The sequence below is a fragment of the Corynebacterium halotolerans YIM 70093 = DSM 44683 genome (assembly GCF_000341345.1).
In the GTDB taxonomy this organism is placed as follows: domain Bacteria; phylum Actinomycetota; class Actinomycetes; order Mycobacteriales; family Mycobacteriaceae; genus Corynebacterium; species Corynebacterium halotolerans.
Genome location: NC_020302.1, coordinates 1784839 through 1806533, shown reverse-complemented (window position 1 = coordinate 1806533; position 21695 = coordinate 1784839). Strand labels below are relative to the sequence as shown.

The 21695-nt window shown below is 69.8% G+C and carries 21 protein-coding genes; 12 read left to right on the top strand and 9 right to left on the bottom strand.

From position 1 onward, the window contains the following. The first annotated feature begins 257 nt into the window (after positions 1-257). Positions 258-1496 (top strand): DUF4192 domain-containing protein, encoded by a 1239-nt coding sequence (locus A605_RS08435; protein WP_015401082.1) that lies wholly within the window; start codon positions 258-260, stop codon positions 1494-1496. Here A605_RS08435 and galE read toward each other — a convergent pair whose 3' ends face one another. The 6 genes from galE to A605_RS08405 all read right to left on the bottom strand — a co-directional run bounded on the left by galE (position 1497) and on the right by A605_RS08405 (position 7094). Beyond that, the gene (gene galE, locus A605_RS08430; protein ID WP_015401081.1) at positions 1497-2483 is read right to left on the bottom strand and encodes a UDP-glucose 4-epimerase GalE; all 987 of its coding nucleotides are present in this window, start codon (positions 2481-2483) and stop codon (positions 1497-1499) included. A gap of 22 nt (positions 2484-2505) precedes the next feature. Continuing rightward, positions 2506-3186 carry a metal-dependent transcriptional regulator gene (locus A605_RS08425; protein WP_015401080.1) on the bottom strand — a complete coding sequence of 227 codons (681 nt, stop codon included), beginning with the start codon at positions 3184-3186 and terminating at the stop codon, positions 2506-2508. A gap of 223 nt (positions 3187-3409) precedes the next feature. After that, positions 3410-4399 (bottom strand): sigma-70 family RNA polymerase sigma factor, encoded by a 990-nt coding sequence (locus A605_RS08420; RefSeq protein ID WP_015401079.1) that lies wholly within the window; start codon positions 4397-4399, stop codon positions 3410-3412. Between the two features lie 156 nt (positions 4400-4555). Next, entirely contained in the window at positions 4556-4990 is a 435-nt protein-coding gene (dtd, locus tag A605_RS08415; RefSeq protein WP_015401078.1) for a D-aminoacyl-tRNA deacylase, read from the bottom strand. Beyond that, a complete protein-coding gene (locus A605_RS08410) occupies positions 4987-6522 on the bottom strand; it encodes a N5-glutamine methyltransferase family protein (RefSeq protein WP_015401077.1) in 1536 nt (511 codons plus the stop codon). The genes dtd and A605_RS08410 overlap by 4 nt, the downstream gene beginning before the upstream one ends. Next, positions 6519-7094, bottom strand: coding sequence for a DUF3099 domain-containing protein (locus A605_RS08405; protein ID WP_015401076.1), 576 nt, complete (start codon positions 7092-7094; stop codon positions 6519-6521). The genes A605_RS08410 and A605_RS08405 overlap by 4 nt, the downstream gene beginning before the upstream one ends. Positions 7095-7152: 58 nt before the next feature. Between A605_RS08405 and A605_RS08400 the strand changes: the two genes are divergently transcribed. The 4 genes from A605_RS08400 to A605_RS08385 all read left to right on the top strand — a co-directional run bounded on the left by A605_RS08400 (position 7153) and on the right by A605_RS08385 (position 11221). Beyond that, the gene (locus A605_RS08400) at positions 7153-7392 is read left to right on the top strand and encodes a DUF3039 domain-containing protein (protein ID WP_015401075.1); all 240 of its coding nucleotides are present in this window, start codon (positions 7153-7155) and stop codon (positions 7390-7392) included. Then, complete coding sequence (locus A605_RS08395; protein ID WP_015401074.1) at positions 7389-9110, top strand: DEAD/DEAH box helicase; 1722 nt, start codon at positions 7389-7391, stop codon at positions 9108-9110. The genes A605_RS08400 and A605_RS08395 overlap by 4 nt, the downstream gene beginning before the upstream one ends. Positions 9111-9274: 164 nt before the next feature. Then, positions 9275-9844 (top strand): hypothetical protein, encoded by a 570-nt coding sequence (locus A605_RS14800; protein ID WP_015401073.1) that lies wholly within the window; start codon positions 9275-9277, stop codon positions 9842-9844. An 18-nt stretch (positions 9845-9862) separates the two neighbouring features. Then, entirely contained in the window at positions 9863-11221 is a 1359-nt protein-coding gene (locus A605_RS08385; RefSeq protein WP_244428969.1) for a DUF418 domain-containing protein, read from the top strand. 97 nt (positions 11222-11318) lie between these two features. Here A605_RS08385 and A605_RS08380 read toward each other — a convergent pair whose 3' ends face one another. Both A605_RS08380 and ppgK read right to left on the bottom strand, forming a co-directional pair. Next, positions 11319-12872, bottom strand: coding sequence for an RNA polymerase sigma factor (locus tag A605_RS08380; protein ID WP_015401071.1), 1554 nt, complete (start codon positions 12870-12872; stop codon positions 11319-11321). Positions 12873-13157: 285 nt separating this feature from the next. Then, entirely contained in the window at positions 13158-13913 is a 756-nt protein-coding gene (gene ppgK, locus A605_RS08375) for a polyphosphate--glucose phosphotransferase (RefSeq protein ID WP_015401070.1), read from the bottom strand. 64 nt (positions 13914-13977) lie between these two features. Between ppgK and A605_RS08370 the strand changes: the two genes are divergently transcribed. After that, positions 13978-14838, top strand: coding sequence for an inositol monophosphatase family protein (locus A605_RS08370; RefSeq protein ID WP_015401068.1), 861 nt, complete (start codon positions 13978-13980; stop codon positions 14836-14838). Between the two features lie 151 nt (positions 14839-14989). Continuing rightward, positions 14990-15283: a DUF4193 domain-containing protein gene (locus A605_RS08365; protein WP_015401067.1), complete on the top strand. Its 294-nt coding sequence runs from the start codon at positions 14990-14992 to the stop codon at positions 15281-15283. Between the two features lie 45 nt (positions 15284-15328). On the opposite strand, the gene A605_RS08360 is transcribed toward A605_RS08365, so the two are convergent. After that, the gene (locus A605_RS08360) at positions 15329-15847 is read right to left on the bottom strand and encodes a DUF3093 domain-containing protein (protein WP_015401066.1); all 519 of its coding nucleotides are present in this window, start codon (positions 15845-15847) and stop codon (positions 15329-15331) included. A gap of 73 nt (positions 15848-15920) precedes the next feature. Between A605_RS08360 and dut the strand changes: the two genes are divergently transcribed. The 5 genes from dut to dxs all read left to right on the top strand — a co-directional run bounded on the left by dut (position 15921) and on the right by dxs (position 21606). Further along, a complete protein-coding gene (gene dut / locus A605_RS08355; protein WP_015401065.1) occupies positions 15921-16406 on the top strand; it encodes a dUTP diphosphatase in 486 nt (161 codons plus the stop codon). A gap of 104 nt (positions 16407-16510) precedes the next feature. Then, positions 16511-17419, top strand: a complete 909-nt coding sequence (locus A605_RS08350; protein WP_015401064.1) for a DUF3710 domain-containing protein — start codon at positions 16511-16513, stop codon at positions 17417-17419. A 110-nt stretch (positions 17420-17529) separates the two neighbouring features. Then, positions 17530-18237, top strand: coding sequence for a DUF3159 domain-containing protein (locus A605_RS08345; RefSeq protein ID WP_081602176.1), 708 nt, complete (start codon positions 17530-17532; stop codon positions 18235-18237). Then, positions 18234-19466 carry a class I SAM-dependent RNA methyltransferase gene (locus tag A605_RS08340; RefSeq protein WP_015401062.1) on the top strand — a complete coding sequence of 411 codons (1233 nt, stop codon included), beginning with the start codon at positions 18234-18236 and terminating at the stop codon, positions 19464-19466. Before A605_RS08345 ends, A605_RS08340 begins: the two co-directional genes overlap by 4 nt. Positions 19467-19671: 205 nt before the next feature. Beyond that, positions 19672-21606 (top strand): 1-deoxy-D-xylulose-5-phosphate synthase, encoded by a 1935-nt coding sequence (gene dxs, locus A605_RS08335; RefSeq protein ID WP_015401061.1) that lies wholly within the window; start codon positions 19672-19674, stop codon positions 21604-21606. Positions 21607-21695 lie beyond the last annotated feature (89 nt).

The following is a 21695-nucleotide window of genomic DNA, read 5'->3' as shown; positions in this document are numbered from 1 at the left end:
TCCAACATCTCTGCCCCCGGAAATAATCCAGGCCGGGGACCACGGCTCAACCATCGTGCCGGGACCACCGGTGACACCCGGCGTCCGGTTCGGCGGATGGTGTCCGACAATTCTAGCCGCATTATCCTGCCCGATGACGAGGGACACCGCCACCCGGCACCGGATCGCCTGTGGATAAGAAGACGTTATCCACAGAACCGGCCCGCTGCGGCCCCCGGCCCGCTGACAACGCGCGTGAGCTGCGGGATGCTCGGCCCATGACCACACCACTTCAGTCACCTGGACAGCTCCTCGCCAACCTGCCCGGCATCCTCGGCTTCTACCCGCACGAATCCGTCATCTTCGTCGCCTTCCACCAGGGTGCCTCGCCGCACCGCTTCACCCTCGGGCCGGTGCTGCGCATCGACCTCGACGACCTCGCCCTGCTCCGGGAGGTCGGGACCACGCTCACCGACACCGACTGCGACCTCGTCTTCGCCTTCGTCATCACCCGGCGCGACCGCGGCCACGTCGAGCAGGTCGTCGACCGGCTCTTCGAGGCCGCCGAAAACGGGGAGGTGGACATCCAGGCCTGCTGGCTGACCCGAAACATCCTCACCGGTGAGCCCTACCGCATCGCCTTCGGCCCCGAACCCGTGGAGGACCCGGACGGCGCCGACCGGACCGGCCGGAGCGCGTGGGGCGCCGGGGAGATCGCACCGGTGTCCCAGGCGCAGGCCATGACACCCCTGCTCGAACACGGCCAACTGCCCGAGCTCACCCGCCGGGAGGCCTTCGACCACTTCGTCCGCTTCAACCCGCACCTGAGCGTCGACGACGCCGACCAGCTCGAGGGGTTCGCCCACCGCCACGCCGCCGACCTGGTGGCCGTGATCCGTGGTGAACGGCGTCCCCACGGACCCAGGTCCGGGCCCCAGGGCAGCGCCCCGTGGGGGATTCTGCGTGGCCTCATCGACGACCACGCCCTCCTGCTCGACGAACTGGCGGAGGAAAAGCGCCACAGCGGGGAGATCACCGGACTGCTCATGGCGGACGAGGAGACCCTGGCGGGAGTGGCCGTGCTGCTGTCCGACAGCCTCCTGCGCGACGCCGTCCTGGTCGACGCGCTCCGGCGGCCGGACGCGGCGGCCGACCTGTTCCTGGCTGTCGCGCGCACCTTCGGCGGGGAGATCCGCGCCAACGCCTTGTCCTACTACGCGCTGGCGGCGGTGCGGATGCGGCTGTCGATGCGGGCCATTCCCGCCCTCGCGGCGGCGCTCCAGGAGATGCCCGGGCACTCCCTGAGCTCCCTGGTCCTGCAGAGCTGCCGCGCCGGGGCCTTCGAGGAGGTGTTGTCCGCCGCCGCCCGCGGCAGTCATATCGTCCGCTCGCGGTACGCGCGCCTGGACGATGAGGGAAACGGGGCGGATGACAGTGACAACGCCCCCGACGACAGTGCATCGGAGGCGTTCAGCGTGGAGGGGGACCAGACCGTGGTCCGCGGCGACGCCGCCTGACTAGCGGCGGGCCGCGGAGTGCGCGCGGTCGCCCAGGCGGCCGGTGAAGTCCCAGGCATCGCGCACGATCGTCCCGAGGTCGGTGCGCGCCGGGTTCCACCCCAGCTCCTCCTTGATCTTCGCGGAGGAGGCGATCAGGACCGCCGGGTCGCCGGCCCGCCGCGGCGCCACCTCGGCGGGGATGGGGTGGCCGGTGACCTCCCGGCACATCTCGATGACCTCGCGCACGGAGTAGCCGTCACCGGAACCGAGGTTGTAGATGCGGTGCTCACCCGGGGTGTTGGACTCCAGGGCGAGGACGTGGGCGTCGGCGAGGTCCCGAATGTGGATGTAGTCGCGGACCGGGGTGCCGTCCTTCGTCGGCCAGTCATCGCCGAACATGTAGATCTTGTCGCGGTGGCCCAGCGCCACCTGCAGCACCAGCGGAATCAGGTGGGTCTCGATCTCGCGGTTCTCACCGATGGAACCGTAGGCGCCGGCGACGTTGAAGTACCGCAGGCTCGTCGCGGCGAGACCGTGGGCGGCGGCGTAGGAGGAGATGGCGTAGTCGATCGCCAGCTTCGTCGCCCCGTACGGGTTCGTCGGGGCGGTCGGCATGTCCTCGGTGATCGGTACGGTCTCCGGCTCGCCGTACGTGGCCGCAGTGGAGGAGAAGACCAGGTTGCCCACCCCGTGTGCCCGCATGGCGTCCAGCAGTGCGAGCGTCGTCACGACGTTGTGCCGCCAGTACTCCTCGGGCTTGTCCATCGACTCGCCCACCAGGGAGCGGGCCGCGAAGTGCACCACGCCCTCGAAGCCTCCCTCGGCGAGGACCCCCTCCGCGGTGTCGCGGACGTCGCCCTCGACGAGGCGGGCGCCGGCAGGCACCGCCTCCCGGTTACCGGTGGAGAAGTTGTCGATCACGGTCACGTCGTGGCCGCCCTCGATGAGGACGGCGGCGCAGACGCTGCCGACGTAACCGGCACCGCCGGTGACGAGAAGCTTCATGGAGAAGAGTCCTTTCGGAAGGCTAGATTTTCTCGATCCGGATGGCGTGGCTGAGGTCGGGGTGCAGCTCCACCTCGTGACCGCCGGAGCTCAGTCGCACGGTCCCGTTCTCGTTGACCACCGTGACGGTGGCGCCGACGCAGATGCCCGCATCCTCGAGCTTGCGGAACTGTTCTGCGTCCACCTGCAGGATCTCGTTGAGCTGCAGGACGCGGGCCTCGACGGGTCGGCCCTCCGGCAGGTCGACGATGCGGATGCCGTAGTCGGCGTTGTCGGCGGAGGGGAAGCCGAGTTCCTCGAGTCCCGGGATCGGGTTGCCGAAGGGGGAGCGGGAGGCGTCCCGGAGGACGGCCACGACCCGCTGCTCCACGGCCTCACTCATGACATGCTCCCAGCGGCAGGCCTCGTCGTGGACCTGGTGGATGTCCAGGCCGAGGACATCGGTGAGCAGTCGCTCGGCGAGGCGGTGCTTGCGCATGACGGCGGTGGCCAGGGCGCGGCCCTCCGCCGTCATCTCGAGGCTGCGGTCGGGGCGGACGATCACGAGGTTGTCGCGCTCCATGCGGGCGACCGTCTGGCTCACGGTGGGGCCGGACTGTTCCAGGCGCTCGGCGATGCGGGCCCGCAGGGGAGTGATGCCCTCCTCCTCGAGTTCGTAGATGGTACGCAGGTACATTTCGGTGGTGTCGACCAAGTCCTTCACGGTGGGAGAACCTTTCTGCAGTAAAGCGGGCACGCACGGCACCGCCGACGGTGTACAGGCTGCGGACACATCGGGCGAAAGTGACGGTGCAATCTCGGATTATCTTACCTCATGCCCGTACCGGGGTCGGACGGGAAGACGGGTACGGGGGAGGTGGGAAAACGGAGGCATCCCGGCTCCGCGTGACGCGGAGCCGGGATGCCGGAAGGGGTGACTGGTGGTGTTACAGCGCGTACTCGCGCAGGCGGGCGGCGCGCTCGCCGTCCCGCAGCTTGCTCATGACCTCACGCTCTATCTGACGGACCCGCTCACGGGAGAGACCGAACTTGCGGCCGATCTGATCGAGGGTGCGGGGGACACCGTCGTCCAGGCCGTAGCGCAGCCGGATGACGTCCTGCTCGCGCTGCTCCAGCGTGCCGAGCACGGAGCGGATGTCGGAGTGGCGCAGGGAGGCGACGACGGCGGTCTCGGCGTCGGTGGCCTCGGCGTCCTCGATGAAGTCGCCCAGCGGGGCCTCCTCGTCCGCCCCGACCGGCATGTCCAGGCTCACCGGGTCGCGGGACTGGCGCAGCAGCATCTCGATCTTGGACTCGTCGATGCCCGATTCCTCGGACAGCTCCTCATTGGTGGCCTCGCGGCCCAGGTGCTGGTAGAGCTCGCGCTTGATGCGGGAGAGCTTGTTGACCTGCTCGACCAGGTGGACGGGCAGCCGGATGGTGCGGGACTGATCGGCCATGCCACGGGTGATGGCCTGCCGGATCCACCAGGTGGCGTAGGTGGAGAACTTGAAGCCCTTGGCGTAGTCGAACTTCTCCATCGCACGGATGAGGCCCAGGTTGCCCTCCTGGATCAGGTCGAGCAGCGGCATACCGCGTCCCGTGTACCGCTTGGCCAGGGAGACCACCAGGCGGAGATTGGCCTCCAGCAGGTGGGCGCGGGCCTTGTTTCCCTCCTTCGCCAGCACCTTCAGGTCGCGCTTCTTCGCGCGGGTCAGAGGCTCCTCGGAGTTCTTGAGCAGGTAATCGGCGTACAGTCCCACTTCGATGCGCTGGGCGAGTTCCACCTCGTCCTCTGCGGTGAGCAGGGCGGTCTTGCCGATGCCGTTGAGATAGACACGGACAAGATCGGCCGCCGGGTTATCGTTGGTCTGGCCACGACGGCTTCCGCGGTCGTGCTCCTCTGCGTCGTACTCCTGCGGGGAAGGAATAGTCATAAAGCCTCCTCAATGTCGCCAGTCTTACAAGTACAACGGCACCGGGTCGGAAATAGTTCCCTGCTTTTCCGAATTGAAATTCTTTTATGATCTGACCTGCTCCTCACCCGGGGAAACGGCGGCAAGGAGACGGGGCAGATTTCCCGACGGTAGGGCTCAGCACTCGACGAGGACCGTGAAGGGGCCCTCGTTGACGGAGGTGACCTTCATCATGGCGCCGAAGACGCCCTCCTCCACGTGGATCCCACGCTCCCGCAGGCCCGCGGCGATCTCGCCGATGACCGGCTCGGCCTGCTCGCCCGGGGCGGCGTCGGACCAGGAGGGACGTCGGCCCTTCGCGGTGCGCCCGTGCAGGGTGAACTGGCTGACCAGCAGCACCGGGGCACCGGCGTCGCTGACGGAGCGCTCTCCGTCGAGGATGCGCAGCTCGGCGATCTTGCGCACCATCGTCTCCCAGGCGTCGGGGGAGTCCTCCCGCCCCACGCCCACCAGTGCCAGCAGGCCACCGGTCCCGGGGCAGTCGATGGCGCCGACGACCTCGTCGTCGACGGTCACGGAGGCGGAACTCACGCGCGTCAGGACGGCCTTCACCCGGTCACCTCCACGAGGTCGGCGGGCAGGACCAGCCCGTGCCGGATGAGGTCGATGACGGCGGGCACCGCCGTGTCCACCAGCTCCTGCGCGTCGAGCCCCTGCGCCAGGGCGTAGAGCTCGACGGTCTCCCGCAGGCTCAGGCCCTGCGGGTGCAGCCCGGCCACGATGGCGGCGAGGTGCCCGTCCACGTCGTGGGACCAGCGCGGTCCCTCGGTGCGGGTCAACCGCAGGGCCGCAGGGGCGAAACCCACGCCGGCGTCGGTGTCGGCGAGGGAGACCTCCTCCCGGGCCAGCCCCGGACGGGCGAGGTAGGCGGCATCGGCGACCTCGTCCTTCGTGCGCTGGCGGAGCCACGAGACCCGGGCGAAGTACTCCTCGACCTCGGCGCCCAGCGGATCGGTGAACGGCTGCGTCAGCTCCTCCGCGAGGACGTCGGAGGGCTGGTCGCCGATCTCCTGGATGGCGACGAAGCCGAAGCCGACACCGGTGACCCCCGCCCGGGTGAAGTGCTCCAGCCAGGCCCGGGTGCGTTCGGCGGACTCGCGGCTGCGCGGGTCGAGGGACTCGTCGCGCAGCCAGGTGCCCACGTACAGGGCGGGATCGGCGACATCACGCTCGGTGATCCAGGCGGCGACCCCCCGATCGGGCAGCCAGGAGGCCACCCGGGACTGCCAGGACTGGTCGGCGGTGTGCACCCAGGCGGCCAGCAGATGGGCCGTACCGCCCTCGGTGAGGTGCTCCGCCGCCTGGGAGACCACCAGCCGGCTGGCGCCGTCCAGGTCGAGACCGGAGTCCCGGTAGACGTGACCGACCTCCGGTGGCCCCACCACGAACGGCGGGTTCGCCACGATGCGGTCGAAGCGCCGCCCGGCCACCGGCTCGAACCAGGGCCCCTCGAGCAGCTCGACGTCGGCCCCGGCACCCGCGAAGGTGGCCTCCGCGAGGTCGAGTGCCCCGGGGTGGACGTCCGTGGCGGTGACGGTCTGCGCACAGCCGAGCTGGCCGAGCGCCTGGACGCCGGAGCCGGTGCCCAGGTCGAGCACCGACTCGACGGGGGAGACCGGCGTCGACTGGAGCAGCGAGAGGCTGGCGGCACCGACGCCGAGCACGTGGTCGCGGCCGGGGATGTGCTCGGTCATCGAGGCGTCGGCGTCGGAGAACACCCAGCGGTTCTCGCCCACGATCACGTGGGGGCGGACGTCGAGCGTGACCGTCAGCGCGCCGTTGGCGTCGGCGCGGAACAGGCCGGCGTCGAGAAGCCGCGAGACCAGCGGGGCACCGAGCAGTGCGGCGACCTCGGTGGCCGGCGCCGGGTCACGGAGGATGAACAGGCGGATCAGCCGCGACAGGCGGGAGCGGCCGTCGGCGGCGTAGCGCACGGCGGCGGGCTCCCCGCGGTGGAGGGCCTCGGTGTAGGTGGGGCCGAGATGGGCGGCTATGCCGTCGGCGGTGAACCCCGCGGCGGCGAGGATGCGCGTCAGCTCGGGGGCGAGTTCGGCCAGCGGGGTTCGGCTCGGGCGGGTGGTCACGATCGGCTCTCTCCTGGATGGTCGGTGTCGGTGTCGGGGGCTCCGGGGTCCGGTTGGTCGTCCACACCATTGTCCCCCGCGGTATTGTCGCCCGTGGCGCGGGAGCTGTCAGCGGCGGAGTCGCCGTCGCCCGGATCGTCGAAGATCTCCGGCTCCGCCGCCGCCTCGAGTTCGGCCTGCCGGGAGGCCGCGAGCTGGCGCCGGATCTCCGCCTCACGCGCGATGCCGGGCTTGTACACCTGCGGTGCCCGCCTGTCCCGCGGCTCGCCCTGCGCGTTGGCGAAAACCACCGCGATCCACGGCATCGGAATGGAGATGACGAACAGCAGCGCCGAGATGATCCAGTTCTCCCACCACAGGAACGCCACAACGGCCAGGATCAGAAACGGGATGCGCGACAGTTGCAGGATCATGTACAGCCGTTCGCGGTGGCGGAGGTTCTCCGCCGGGGATCGGCGCTTGTCGGTGATCAGCTCGGCACGTCGCGGCACCAGACGCCGCAGCCGACGGCGCGTGCGGTCGGCCTCCTCCGCCTGCCCGGCGGAATCGTCGTCGTAGGTGTCGTCGCTCATACCGGACAGGGTAGCCCCCGACTGCCCCTTTTCCGGATGATGGGGCATGATGGGAGGGGTGAAAACGAGTACGAAGACCATCGAACGCCCCGACGTCAGGGAGGACACCGGCCTTGACGACGACACTCCGAAGTTCTTCCACTACGTCAAGAAGAACCAGATCGTCGACTCCGCCGTCAGCGGAAACATGGTCGTCGCCCTGTGCGGCGAGACCTTCCCGGTGACCAAGCAGGCCAAGCCGGGTTCGCCGGTGTGCCCCGACTGCGAACGGATCTACAAGGGCCTGCGTAAGAAGTGAGTGGGGGAGCCAAGGGGCAGCTGCGCGCATGGCAGCGCCAGGCGCTGACGAAGTTCCTGCTCCATAAACCGAAGGATTTCCTGGCGGTCGCGACCCCGGGTGCGGGTAAGACCACCTTCGCACTGCGGGTGGCCACGGAGCTGAAGGCGGCGCGCACCGTCGACCGGATCATCGTGGTCGTGCCGACCGAGCACCTGAAGGTGCAGTGGTCGGCCGCCGCCGCCCGGAACGGACTGGCGCTCGACCACGAGTTCACCAACTCATCGGCGGTCAACCCGTCCTATGACGGCATCGTGGTCACCTACGCCCAGGTCGGCATGCACCCCTACAAGCACCACGCCGTGGCCTCGGCCCGGCGCACGCTGGTGATCCTCGACGAGATCCACCACGCCGGTGACGCCAAGAGCTGGGGCGACGGCATCCGCGAGGCCTACGCCGACGTCGAGCACCGGCTGTCACTGACGGGTACGCCCTTCCGCTCCGACGACTCCGCGATCCCCTTCGTCCGCTACGAGGAGGACAGTGAGGGCCACCTGGTCTCGCGGTCCGACCACAACTACGGCTACGCCGACGCCCTCGCCGACGGTGTCGTCCGTCCGGTGGTCTTCCTCGCCTACTCGGGCGAGGCCCGCTGGCGCGACTCCGCGGGTGACGAGTACGCCGCCCGGCTGGGTGAGCCGCTCAACGCGGAGCAGACCGCCCGGGCGTGGAAGACCGCGCTCGATCCGAAGGGCGAGTGGATCCCCGCCGTCCTGCAGGCGGCCCACACCCGCCTGCAGCAGATCCGCCGGAACATGCCCGACGCCGGCGGCCTGGTCATCGCCACGGACACGAAGACCGCCCGCGCCTACGCGAAGATCCTGGAGAAGCTCTCCGCGACCCCGGTGGCGCTCATCCTCTCCGACGAGCCGGGCTCCTCGGAGCGCATCGACGAGTTCTCGAATTCCACCGACGAGTGGATGGTCGCCGTGCGCATGGTCTCCGAGGGCGTCGATGTCCCGCGGCTGGCCGTGGGGGTCTACGCCACCTCCGCGTCCACGCCGCTGTTCTTCGCCCAGGCCATCGGACGCTTCGTGCGTTCGCGCATGCCCGGCGAGACCGCGAGCGTCTTCCTGCCGAGCGTGCCCGTCCTGCTGGACCTGGCCTCGAAGCTGGAGACCTCCCGCGACCACGTGCTGGGCAAGCCCGACCGTCCGAAGGAGGGCTGGGACGATGACCTGCTCGCCGAGGCCAACCGGGAGCAGAACGAGCCCGACGAACAGACCGGCTACGAATCCCTCGGCGCCGAGGCTGAGCTCGACTCGCTGATCTACGACGGCTCCACCTACGGCACGGCCACCCTCGCCGGTTCAGCGGAGGAGGCGGACTACCTCGGCCTGCCCGGGCTGCTCGACGCCGATCAGGTCCGCGCCCTGCTGCGCAAGCGACAGGAGGAGCAGCTCGACTCCCGCGAGGAGGAGGAGAAACGACGCCGGGAGCAGGAGGAGGCGGCACGCAACTCCAAGGGCAACCAGGCCGCGGCCGCCCGCGTGGCCAGCGAGGAGATCCCGAAGCTGCGCAAGGAGCTCAACGCGATCGTCTCCATCACCGCCGGGCGCACCGGACGCCCGCACGGCTCGATCCACAACGAGGCCCGCAAGGCCTGCGGTGGACCACCCACGGCCATGTGCACCGCTGAGGAACTCCGCGACCGCATCGCCTACCTGCGCCGCTGGTGACCGTCCGGAGCCGGGGGAGGGGTGGTGGGGGAAACCCTGATTTCGCCCCCGCCCGCCGCCCGGGCGTGCGGGAGCCGTTATACCCTGGGCGGGACACGGATTCCACGCCCGTTCCGGCCAGCGCGCCGGGGCAGGGCGACCCGCGACGCGAAAGGTGACAGACAGTGACGAACCCCTCCGACCCCCGCGACCCCGGCCCCGGCCCCGGTTCCGGCCCCACGGATTACGGCGCCTACCAGTACCCGGTCGGCGGCTCCGGCCCGCAGCCGGGGAATGGTTACCAGGGTGGGCACCAGGACGGGTTCTCCTCCCACCAGGCCTATCCGGGCGCTTCCTCCGGTTCCCACGAGCAGTTCAACTACGGGGGAGCGGGCACCTGGGCGATCAACGAGGAGAAGAACTCCGTCGCCCCCTGGGCGCTGGGCGTGTCGATTCTGGCCGTGGTGGTCGGCCTGACCATCATCGGCGCCCCCCTCGCGTTCATCCCCGGCCTGATCGGCCTCGTCCTCGGCATCATCGGCGTCGTCCGGGCCCGCAGGATCCGGGGGCCGCGCCGGCGCATGGGCATGTCGGTCACCGCCATCGTGCTGTCGGTGATCGCGGTGCTCATGACCGTCGCCCTCGTCGTGCTCGCGTTCTTCGTGGCGGGCTCCGGGGCGATGGATTGCTTCATGCTCTCGACCCCCGAGGAGCAGCAGGCCTGTCTCGACGAGTGGGCGCGGAGCACCAACTAACCGGAAAAGGACGTCACCGTGAGTGAATCCCACTCTCAATCTCCCGCCGTGCCGGCGACCGTCGGTCAGCCCCGTGGTGGTCAGCTCAGCGCCCAGCAGCGGCGCATCATCGCCCCGGACCTGGCCCGCGGCCTGGCGCTGCTCGGCATCGCCCTGGCGAATATCGCCACCGCCTGGACCACCGCGGAGGGCGCCGAGCGTGCGGTGAGCCTCGGTGGCGTGTACGACGGCAGCGCCCTGGACCGGGCGGCGGCCGTCTTCAGCGCGATGTTCGTGCACGTACGCGGTCTGCCGATGTTCTCCACGTTGCTGGGCTTCGGTGTCGGCCTGATCACCATGAGCCTGTGGCGCCGTGCGTATCCGCGCTCGACGGCCCGCTGGGTGCTGGTGCGCCGCTACGGACTCCTGGCCGCGTTCGGCGCACTGCACATGGTGCTCCTGTTTTTCGGCGACATCATGGTCCTCTACGGATTGTCGGGCATCGTCCTGGCGCTGCTGATGCCGCTGCGGGACAGGACGTTGATGTGGATCGCCGGTGTGCTGCTGGGGCTCCAGTTCATCGGCTTCACCGCCATGGGCGTCGTCTCCGTCATCTTCCCGGAGGCCGGGGCGGCGGCGGACACGCAACTGCCGGTCGCCGAGAGCTACGGCGGGTGGGTGCTCAACAATCTCCTTGTCCTGCTTCTCGCGCCAGTCTCCTTCATCCCCCAGGCGCTGACGCTGATACCGGTGATGATCATCGGTTTCGTCTGGGCCCGCCGGGGAGTGCTCATCGATCCGGACGCCCACGCCCGACTGCTGTGGCGGTGGGTGTGGGTCGGCGCCGCCGTCGTCCTGCTGATCGGCCTTCCCCGCGGCCTCGCCGAGATCGGGGTGATCGCGCCGGGGAGCACCGGGCTGTGGTCGATGCTCAACACGAGCTTCGGCCTGCTCACCGGCCCGGCCATCGTCGCCGGTGTCACCCTGGCCTGCCGCGGGCTGCAGCGGCGCATTGACGACGCCCACGCGGACGGACGCGGCGCGCGCCTCTCGCCGCCACTGGTGGCGTTGACGGCACTGGGCAAGCGCTCCATGAGCGGCTACATCCTGCAGTCGCTGCTCTTCGTCATCCTGGTCCTGCCCTTCGGTTTCGGGCTGGGGCAGAATGAGGGTGCCTTCCAGCTGCTGATCTGGGCCACCGTCGTCTGGCTGATCACCCTGGCGGCCGCCTACGGACTCGAGCTCGCCGGCAAACCGGGCCCCTTCGAGTGGGTCCACCGACGGCTGAGCTACGGCCGCGACGGGCTCCGGGAGCGCTACGCCCCCACGGCGGGGCAGCCGATGCCCCTGCCGCCGCGGCAACCGGGGCCGCCGGAGAACCCCCACCGCCGGGGCTGACCTCCCGGTCCGATCCCGGGAGCGACGAGGCCCCGCCTCCCGCGCACCGTTGAGACGGTGCCCGGGAGGCGGGGCCTTCTGCGCCGCTGGGGGGGGACTAGTCGAGGTAGTCGCGCAGCACCTGCGAGCGCGACGGGTGGCGCAGCTTCGACATCGTCTTCGACTCGATCTGACGGATACGCTCACGCGTGACGCCGTAGACCTGGCCGATCTCGTCGAGGGTGCGCGGCATGCCGTCCGTCAGGCCGAAGCGCAGGCGGACGACGCCGGCCTCGCGCTCGGACAGCGTCGTGAGGACGTCCTGCAGCTGGTCCTGCAGGAGGGTGAAGGAGACGGCGTCGACGGCGACGACGGCCTCGGAGTCCTCGATGAAGTCGCCGAGCTGGCTGTCGCCCTCGTCACCGATGGTTTGGTCCAGGGAGATCGGCTCGCGCGCGTACTGCTGGATCTCGAGGACCTTCTCCTCGGTGATGTCCATCTCCTTGGCCAGCTCCTGCGGGGTGGGCTCGCGGCCCAGATCCTGCAGCAGCTCGCGCTGGATCCGGCCCAGCTTGTTGATGACCTCCACCATGTGCACCGGAATGCGGATGGTGCGGGCCTGGTCGGCCATCGCGCGCGTGATGGCCTGGCGGATCCACCAGGTGGCGTAGGTGGAGAACTTGTAGCCCTTGGAGTAGTCGAACTTCTCGACCGCGCGGATGAGGCCCAGGTTCCCTTCCTGGATGAGGTCCAGGAAGGCCATGCCGCGGCCGGTGTAGCGCTTGGCCAGGGAGACCACGAGACGCAGGTTGGCCTCGAGCAGGTGATTCTTGGCCTTGCGTCCGTCACGGGAGATGGCCCGCAGGTCACGCTTGAGCGCCGGCGTGAGCTTCGCGTCCTTGTCGCCGGCGGCGAAGGCCTCCTCCATCTGCTGCATGCGGTAGTCCGCGTACAGGCCGGCCTCGATGCGCTTGGCCAGGGAGACCTCCTGCTCGGCGTTGAGCAGGGCGACCTTGCCGATCTGCTTGAGGTAGGCACGCACGGAGTCGGCCGAGGCCGTCAACTGGGCGTCCTTGCGGGCCTGCCGCAGAGCGGCGGACTCGTCCTCGTCCCAGACGGAGGCGCCGGCGTCCTCCGCCTCCTCTTCCTCCTCGTCATCATCCTCGGTGAGGTCATCGCCCTCGAGGTCGGTGTCGAACTCCTCGTCCTCGTCGGCGATCGCCGGATCAAAGTCCGGGTCCTCCTCGACGGGTTCGAGCTCGTCGACCTCGAGCTCCGGATCCTGGGCCTCCGCCTCCGCCGTCGCTTTCTTGGCGGTGGTCTTCTTGGTGGTCTTCTTGGCCGTCTTGCGGGCGGTCTTCTTGGCCGCCTTCTTCGCCGTCTTCTTGGCCACCTTCTTGGCGGCCTTCTGCACCGGAGCGGCCTCCTCGCTCAGGTCCGCTCCGGTGGTGTCCCCGGACACGCCGGAATCGGCGGAGCCGACCGCAGCCGCCGGTTCCGGTGCCGGAGTCTGCGCCGGTGCCGGGGTGGTTGTGCGGGGGGCCGCCTTGCGTGCGGTCTTTCTGGCGGTCTTCTTCGCCGTCTTCTTGGCGACGGTCTGCTTCGCGGCGGTCGCCGCGTTGTCTTCGCCGCCGTCCGCGAGTGCCTTGCCTGAAGATTCAGTGGCTGCCACGTACGCCCTTTCGCCTTGCTAACTCGTCCGTGTGGTCAGGTGTCGACGCCCCTGCGGTGCCGCACCACGTTATGTCTAGGCCACACTAGTGAAAAAATAGGGCCGCCTGCCCGTCGACTTGCCCCGCTCCGTTCCCTCCGGGACGGTGGGGTGGCGACGACGACGTCCCACTTTCAACACGATCGACCGCCCAGTATAGAGGATCCCCTGCGGCAACGCCGCAACAGGCCCGGTAACCCCGTATCCCGGGGCAGTTCCGGGACCGGTGGATTCCCGCTGTCGGGGCTAGGGTGCCAGATGCGTGGAGACGGCCATCGCGGCCCCCACGATGCCGGCGCGGTTGCGCAGCTCGGCCGGGATGACCGGGGTGTCGATGGTCAGGTGCGGGACCCAGCGCTCGTGGTCACGGGAGATGCCGCCGCCCACGACGAAGGCGGTGGGGGAGAAGAGTCGCTCGTACTCGGCGAGCACCTTCGAAACCCGCTTGGCCCACTTCTTGAAGCTGAGCTCCTCGCGGTCCTTCGCGGCCGACGAGGCCAGCCACTCCGCCTCCTCGCCGTCGACAATGAGGTGTCCGAGCTCGGAGTTCGGGAACAACCGGCCCTCGGTGAGGAAGGCGGAGCCGATGCCGGTGCCGAAGGTGAGGAAGATGACCGCACCCTGGGCGGCGGCGGGCTCGCCGAAGGAGACCTCGGCCAGGCCGGCCGCGTCCGCGTCGTTGAGGACACTGATCTCCCGGTCCTCGCCCAGGTGCCGGTGGAACAGCTCGTGGACATTGGTGCCGATCCAGGAGGGGTCGATATTCGCCGCGGACAGCGCCACCTGCTCCCTGATGACCGACGGCAGTGCGATGCCGACCGGGCCGTCCCACTCCTCCTGCCGGAGGATCTCCGCGACGACCTCCGCGACCGCGTCAGGGGTCGCCGGCTTCGGCGTCGCGATCTTGGCGCGCTCGCCGATGAACTCCCCGTCGTCGAGGTTCACGCGCGCCCCCTTGATGCCGGAGCCGCCGATGTCGATGCCGAAGCCGATATTGGTCATGGCGGTCAGTGTACAAAGGAACACACACGCGCGCGTGACGAATGGCACGGGCACAATGGATGGTATGGACTACACCGAGCAGCCCTCCACCGGCGTGCCCGATTCCGCCGTTCTGCGCGACATCGCCGTCGACGTCGCCCTCCGCGCCGCTGGGCGGGTGAGCGCCAAGCGCAGTGAGCTCGGGGACGTCCGGCAGTTCGCCACGACGAAGTCCTCGGCGGTCGATCCGGTGACGGTCGTCGACACCATGGCGGAGGACTTCATCGCTGACCGTCTCGAGGTCCTGCGCCCCGACGACGGGCTCATCGGCGAGGAGGGGGCCGAGCGGGCGTCGCTCAGCGGTGTGGCGTGGGTCGTCGACCCCATCGACGGGACCGTGAACTTCCTCTACGGGGTACCGCAGTACGCCGTGTCCATCGCCGCCGCCGTCGACGGCGAGGTCGTCGCCGGGGCCGTCGTGAATGCCGCCACCGGGGCGGTGTACTCGGCCGCGGCGGGCCACGGGGCGACCGTCGAACGCGGGGGAGTGCGCCGCGATCTGCGGTGCAACCCCGTCGCCGATCCCGCTCTGGCGTTGGTGGCCACCGGCTTCGCCTACACCTCCACTCGTCGGCAGGCGCAGGCCGACCTGCTGGGCCGCGTGCTGCCGCAGGTGCGTGACATCCGTCGCATGGGTGCCGCGGCCCTGGATCTGTGCCAGGTCGCCGAGGGCACCGTCGACGCCTACTACGAGCACGGCATCCACTGCTGGGACTACGCGGCAGGCATGATCATCGCGCGTGAGGCCGGGGTAATCGTCCACGCACCCGGCCTCTCGACGCCTGGGGTCTCCGGCGAGCTGACGTACGCGGCCGCCGGGGCATTGGAGCCCGCGTTGTCGGCCCTGCTGCGCGAGGCGGGCGCCTTCGCCGCGCTACCTCGCTGACACCCCCTCGGTCCAATCCCCGTAAGAGCCGTCTGAGCTGGGCATATGACAGGGGGCGGATTGTCGTTTAGTATGCGCCTCGACATACCGAATTACCGGGCATTTTCCAGACCCCCGGTGGAACAAATTGAGCGAGCAGAGGATTTTGCGCATGGCCACTGATTACGACGCCCCCCGCCGCCGGGCGGAGGACGAACTGGACGCCGACTCCCTCGAGGGCCTGAAGGCCGCGGAGACCGACAACAACGGAATGGACGAGGACGGCGAGATCGTCGAGCCCTTCGAGCCGCCGACCGTGGACCTGACGGGTGAGGAGCTCAACGTCACCGTCGTGCCGCGCCAGGCCGACGAGTTCACCTGCTCCAGCTGCTTCCTGGTCCAGAAGATGAACCGCAAGTCGCACACCGAGGACGACGGCTCCGTCATCTGCCTCGACTGCGCCTGACGCACTCCGCCGCCGGGATCTGCTGGCCCGGCGGCCGTCACTCTGTCACTTTGAGGGGTAGTGGGACAGCGACGTGTCCGTCTGCTCCGGCAGGAATGCCGCCAGCAGTTTTTCGGGGTTCTTCGTCGCGATGAGCCAGTAGGGGGTGGGGTCCTCCGGATCATCGAGCACCAGCATCACCATCTCGTGGATCCAGCCGTGGGAGACCACGAAGGCCGCCGGATCCAGTTGACGCCCCATGGCGTTTCGCTTCGCCGTCGCCGGCACCGCCAGGGAGCGGGAGACCACATCGGACGGCAGTGCCGCCGACTTGACCAGGAGCCAACGGGTGCCCTCCGCGTCCTTCTCCACCTGGACGACGGTGGAGGACAGGGACAGCAGCACCCAGATCGCCACGAGTGAGAGCACGACCGCGGGCACGATCAGCCACCAGATGTTGCGGTTGAGGGCAACCTGCGCGGTGGTCAGGGCGACGAGGAAAGCGGCCAGTACCCACCAGTAAACGGGCACCCATTGCCGCTCGCGGTACAGGATCTGCGTGTCAGGGGAACCGGTGTCAGTCACGGTTAACCACTCTACTGCACCCTCGTGGGGGCCCAGCCGCGCCGGTCGGGCACCCCTGCGTACCCTGAGCACCGTGACTGACTTCCACGATGAACCCCCGGCCCCGGCCTCCTCCGACCCCCTCGGGCCGGTTCGGGTCCACCGCCTCGATCCGGAACTTCCCCTCCCGAAGCGCGCCCACCCGGGGGACGCCGGAGCGGACCTGTACTCCACCCACGACGTCGAGCTGGCCCCGGGCGAACGGACCCTGGTGGGCACCGGCGTGGCCGTCGCCCTGCCCCTGGGCACCGTCGGTCTCGTCCACCCGCGATCCGGGTTGGCGGCGCGGGAGGGGCTGAGCATCGTCAACGCCCCCGGCACCGTCGACGCCGGCTACCGCGGGGAGATCAAGGTCTGCCTGATCAACCTCGATCCCCGCGAGACCGTCCGGATAACCCGCGGCATGCGGATCGCTCAGCTGGTGGTCCAGCGCGTGGAGCTGGTGGACTTCCTGGAGGTCAATGAACTCGACGACACCGAGCGCGGGGCCGGCGGCCACGGCTCTACCGGCGTCAACTAGGCGGACACGAGTTATCGCCCCCGGTAGAGTGGGGCCGGTACTCCGGGTCCCTTCGTGCTGCACAGGGGCGGCCCGGACCACGAGAGAAAGGATGTGAGCGGACCATGGCACTGTGGCCATTCGGCAAGAAGAAGGACGACGAGGCCGCGGAGGCCGCGGAGACCGCCGACGCGGCGGGCCGGGACGTCCCCGCACCCGCCCCGGGAGCCGCTCCGGCAGACTCCCCGGCGGACGCGGCCGCGGCCAGCACCGCCGCCCCGGCCCCGGGAACCGGGCCCGACGACGAGCCGGACCCGGTCCACGACGCGGTCAACGGCTCCACGGGGCCGTTCGACGGTGATTCCGTCGACATCGCCGACTTCGACTTCTCCGACTTCGCCAGCGGGGTGCTGAACCTGGGTTCGATGCAGATCCCGCTGCCGAAGGAGTCCCAGGTCCAGGTGGAGATGGGTGAGCAGGGGCCGAAGATGCTCCACATCGTCACCCGCCACGGCCGGATCACCCCGGTCGCCTTCGCCGCCCCCACCTCGGCCGGCCAGTGGCGGGAGGCCTCGCAGGAGATCGCGGAGGGCATGAGCCGGGACGGTATGACCGTCCGCATCGACCGCGGTCCCTGGGGCCGGGAGGTCGTCGGCGAGGGGCCGGCCGGCATCATCCGGATCATCGGTGCCGAGGGGCCGCGTTGGATGCTGCGCATGACCCTGGCCGCCCCGGCCGACCGCGCCGAGGAGCTGGCGGCCCTGGGCCGCGAGGTCACCGCCCGCACCTTCGTCTACCGCGGCGACAACCCGGTGCTCGCCGGTAACTCCCTCCCGGTGGCGCTGCCGCAGCAGCTCGTCGACCAGGTGCAGCAGGCGATGCAGCAGCGCGCCCGGCAGCAGGGGCAGGGCAACCAGCCCCAGCCGGGCGCCGCACAGCAGAACCGGCAGGACCAGCAGGCCGTCGACGAGGCCTCGCAGGCGCTGCGTGATCTCGGTGGGGCCACTCCGCCGGACAAGCCCACGGAGAAGTGACAGTGACCGAACCCAACCGAGCCACCGACTCGGCGGCCCACGTCGCTCCGGGGCAATCCGACGGAGCAACGGATCTGCCGGAGACCCCGCAGCCCACCCTGTTGGAGCAGATGGGCGGCATCTCGGGACTGGTGTCCTCGACGCTGCCGATTCTCGTGCTCGTCCCCGTCAACAACTCCTACGGGCTCATGCCCGCGTTGTTCGCCGCGCTCGGCGTCGCCCTGCTGATCTTCCTGTGGCGGCTGGTGCGCAAGGAGAATCTCCAGCCGGCGTTCTCCGGCCTGATGGGGGTGGGCATCGGCGCCGCCATCGCCTGGTGGACCGGCGACGCGAAGGGGTACTTCCTCTACGGCATCTGGATGTCGCTGCTGTTGTGCATCCTCGCCGTCGGTTCGGTGCTGCTGCGCTGGCCGCTGGTCGGCGTGGTCTGGAAGGGCATCAACGGCGACGGCATGACGTGGCGTTCCAACGCCACCGCCCGCCGCGCCTACGCCTGGGCCACCCTCGGCTGGGCCGTGGTGTTCCTCGCCCGCTTCATCATCCAGAACGGCTTCTACAACGCCGACGACACCAATGCGCTCGCGATCGCCCGCATTCTCATGGGGTGGCCGCTGACCGGCCTGGTCACCCTGTTCACCTTCTTCATGGTCCGCCGCGCCAACCGGGCGATGCGCGCCGACAGGCCTGGGGACACCACCGACCACACCGATAACGACGACACCGACGACACCGAAGACACCGACGATGCGGGGGAGGTCGGGGGAGCGCAGGCGGAGCCCGGCACCGGATCCGTTTCCGGACAGGAGAACCGACCATGACCGAGATTGCACAAGGAACCACCCTCACGCTGACGGTGGAGAGAATGGCCCACGGCGGGGAGGGTATCGCCACCCATGAGGGGCGCGTCATCTTCGTGCGCGGCGCCTATCCGGGCGACACCGTCACCGTGACGGTCAGCGAGGTCAAGAAGCGCTTCGCCCGTGCGGGCGTGGACACCGTGGTCGAGGCGGGCGAGTTCCGCGCCCCGCAGGCCTGCCCGGCCGCGGCCGCCGGAGCCGGCTGCTGTGACTACGGCGACGTGGATCCGGCGGGCGAGGCACAACTCAAGGCCCGGGTCCTGACCGATCAGCTCACCCGTCTCGGAGGCGTGGACGAGCTCCCACCCACCGAACACCTCGACCTGGTCCCCGCCCGCGGCTGGCGCACCCGTGTGCGTCTCGGCGTCGACGAGCAGGGGCGCGCCGGTGTCCGGGCCCGCGGTTCCCGCGAGTTGGTCACCTCCGTGGCGTGCACCCAGGTTGTCCCCGGGCTGCTCGACGGCCTGGTCGGGGAGGGGGCGCGCACCTTCACCCCGGGTGCGGAGATCATCGTCGTCCTCGACGGTGAGGGCCAGCGCCACATCGTCGAGACCCGCCGCGCCCCGCGTGGGCGCCGGGTGGAGAAGATCACCGATGTGCTCGAAGGTTCCGGCACCGTCACCGAGACCGCCGACGGGCACACCTTCACCTTCCCGGCCACCGCCTTCTGGCAGGGCCACGTCCAGGCCCCCGACGCCTACACCGGCCTCATCCGCCGCTGGCTTGAGGATCTGCCGGCCGCCGAGGATACCGGGAACACCGCGAACACCGGCTGGGACCTCTACGGCGGCGTCGGCCTGTTCGTCCCCGCCCTGGGCGACAGCCTGGGCGCGGGTGCGCGGATCATCACCGTCGACTACTCCCCGGCGGCCGCCGGCCGGCCGCAGGGCTCGCTGGCGGACTACGACGTCCAGTTGCGCAACGCGCGCGTCGAGAAGGCCGTGGACACGCTGCCCGCCCCGCGCGTCGTCGTCCTGGATCCGCCGCGCACCGGCGCCGGCCGCGAGGTCGTCGCCACGGTGGCGAAGGCCGGTCCAGAGCGCATCATCCACATCGGGTGTGATCCGGCCACCTTCTCCCGCGACATCGCCTCCTGGCGGGAGTCCGGGTACCGGCCCACGCGCATGGCCCTGATCAACGCCTTCCCGGGCACCCACCACTTCGAGGTCATCGCGCAGCTGGAGCGGTGAGTCCGCAGGTCCGTGCACCCCACCGGCCCGGGCGCCGGTTTAACGCCGCAGCGGTGGCGCGGGGTACGGTTGCGGGCAGGTATGATGACCGGATACGGCTGTCCGAACCGCGGACCGCGTTCCGGCCCGTGGGTCGACGATGGCGGCCCGAAGTCCGGACCAGTCTCCGGTAGCCGAGCACGAATAGGAGTTGGAGAGCGTCTCCATGGGAATCCTCAGCGGACTGTCCTCGCCGAAGGACCTCAAGGCCCTGGCACCTGAGCAGCTTGACGACCTCGCCGCCGAGATCCGGGAGATGCTGATCGAGAAGGTCTCCGCCACCGGCGGGCATCTCGGTCCCAACCTGGGCGTGGTGGAACTGACCATCGCGCTGCACCGGGTGTTCGACTCGCCGGAGGAGCCGCTGATCTTCGACACCTCCCACCAGTCCTACGTGCACAAGATGCTCACCGGGCGGGTCCACCAGTTCGACACCCTGCGCCAGAAGGGCGGGCTGTCCGGCTACACCTCGCGCGCCGAGTCGGAGCACGACTGGACGGAGTCCTCGCACGCCTCGGCGTCGCTGTCGTACGCCGACGGCCTGTCCAAGGCCTTCGCGCTGACGGGGCGCGGCGAGCGCAACGTCGTCGCGGTCGTCGGTGACGGCGCCCTGACCGGCGGCATGTGCTGGGAGGCGCTCAACAACATCGCCACCGGGCGTGACCGCAATGTGGTCATCGTGGTCAACGACAACGGTCGCAGCTACTCGCCGACGATCGGCGGCTTCGCGGAGAACCTCGCGCAGCTGCGCATGCAGCGCGGCTACGACGAGATCATGGAGCAGGGCAAGAAGACGCTGAAGTCCATGGGGTGGGTCGGGGAGCGCACCTTCGAAGCACTCCACGCCTTCAAGGAGGGCGTGAAATCCACGGTGTTGCCCACGGAGATGTTCCCCGAGCTGGGCATGAAGTACATCGGCCCGGTCAACGGCCACGACCTGGACTCCCTCGACAACGCCTTCCGTTACGCCAGGACCTACGAGGGCCCGATCATCGTACACGTGGTCACGGAGAAGGGCCACGGGTTCGCCCCGGCCGTCAACGACATCAAGGACCAGATGCACGCCACCGGCATCATCGACCCTGTCACGGGGGTGCCGAAGTCGAAGTCCGCCCCGGGGTGGACCAGCATCTTCTCCGAAGAGCTCGTGGCGGCGGCGGAACGCCGCGACGACATCGTGGCGATCACCGCCGCGATGGCCGGGCCGACCGGACTGACGGGCTTCGCCGACCGCTTCCCGGCCCGTTTCTTCGACGTCGGCATCGCCGAGCAACACGCGCTGACCTCCGCCGCGGGGCTGGCGCTCGGTGGCCTGCACCCGGTGGTGGCGGTCTACTCGACCTTCCTCAACCGCGCCTTCGACCAGCTGCTCATGGACGTCGCGCTGCTCGACCAGCCGGTCACCCTGGTGCTCGACCGGTCGGGTGTCACAGGCTCCGACGGAGCGAGCCACAACGGGGTGTGGGACATGTCGATCACCTCGATCGTCCCGGGCATCCGGGTGGCCGCCCCTCGTGACGGCGCACAGCTGCGGGAGCTGTTCAACGAGGCCGTCGAGATCACCGACGGTCCCACCGTGGTGCGTTACCCGAAGGGGTCGCTGCCGGCCGAGCAGGAGGCGCTGACCCGTTTTGACGACGGCGTCGACGTCCTGCGGTACACGGACAGCACCGGCGCCGAGGGCGACGGCGACAGCGTGGACGTTCTGCTGGTCTCCGTCGGCAGCTTCGCCGAGGTCGCCGTCCAGGTGGCCGACCGGCTCGGCGAACTCGGCGTCAACGTCACGGTCGTCGACCCGCGCTGGGTGGTGCCGGTCGCCCAGTCCCTGGTCGCCCTGGCCGACGACCATGACCTCGTGGTCACGGTCGAGGACGGCGTCGTGCGCGGCGGCGTCGGCTCCCTGATCGGCGAGGTGCTGTCCGCCGCCGAGGTGGACACCCCGCTGCGCCAGCTGGCCTTCCCCGATGTATTCCCCGAGCACGCCTCCCGCAACGAGCTGCTCGCCGACGTTGGTCTCGACGCCGACGGCGTCACCGCCTCGATCACCGACTGGCTGGAGAACCTCTTCGGCGACGCCGCCGCAGCGGCACCGACCGAGTAGGGCAGGCACGCCCGGGCGGCACGGGCAAGGGCATCCACACCGCGCAGATGATGCTCGGCCCGGAGCCCGAACCGTTGTCATCGATAGCC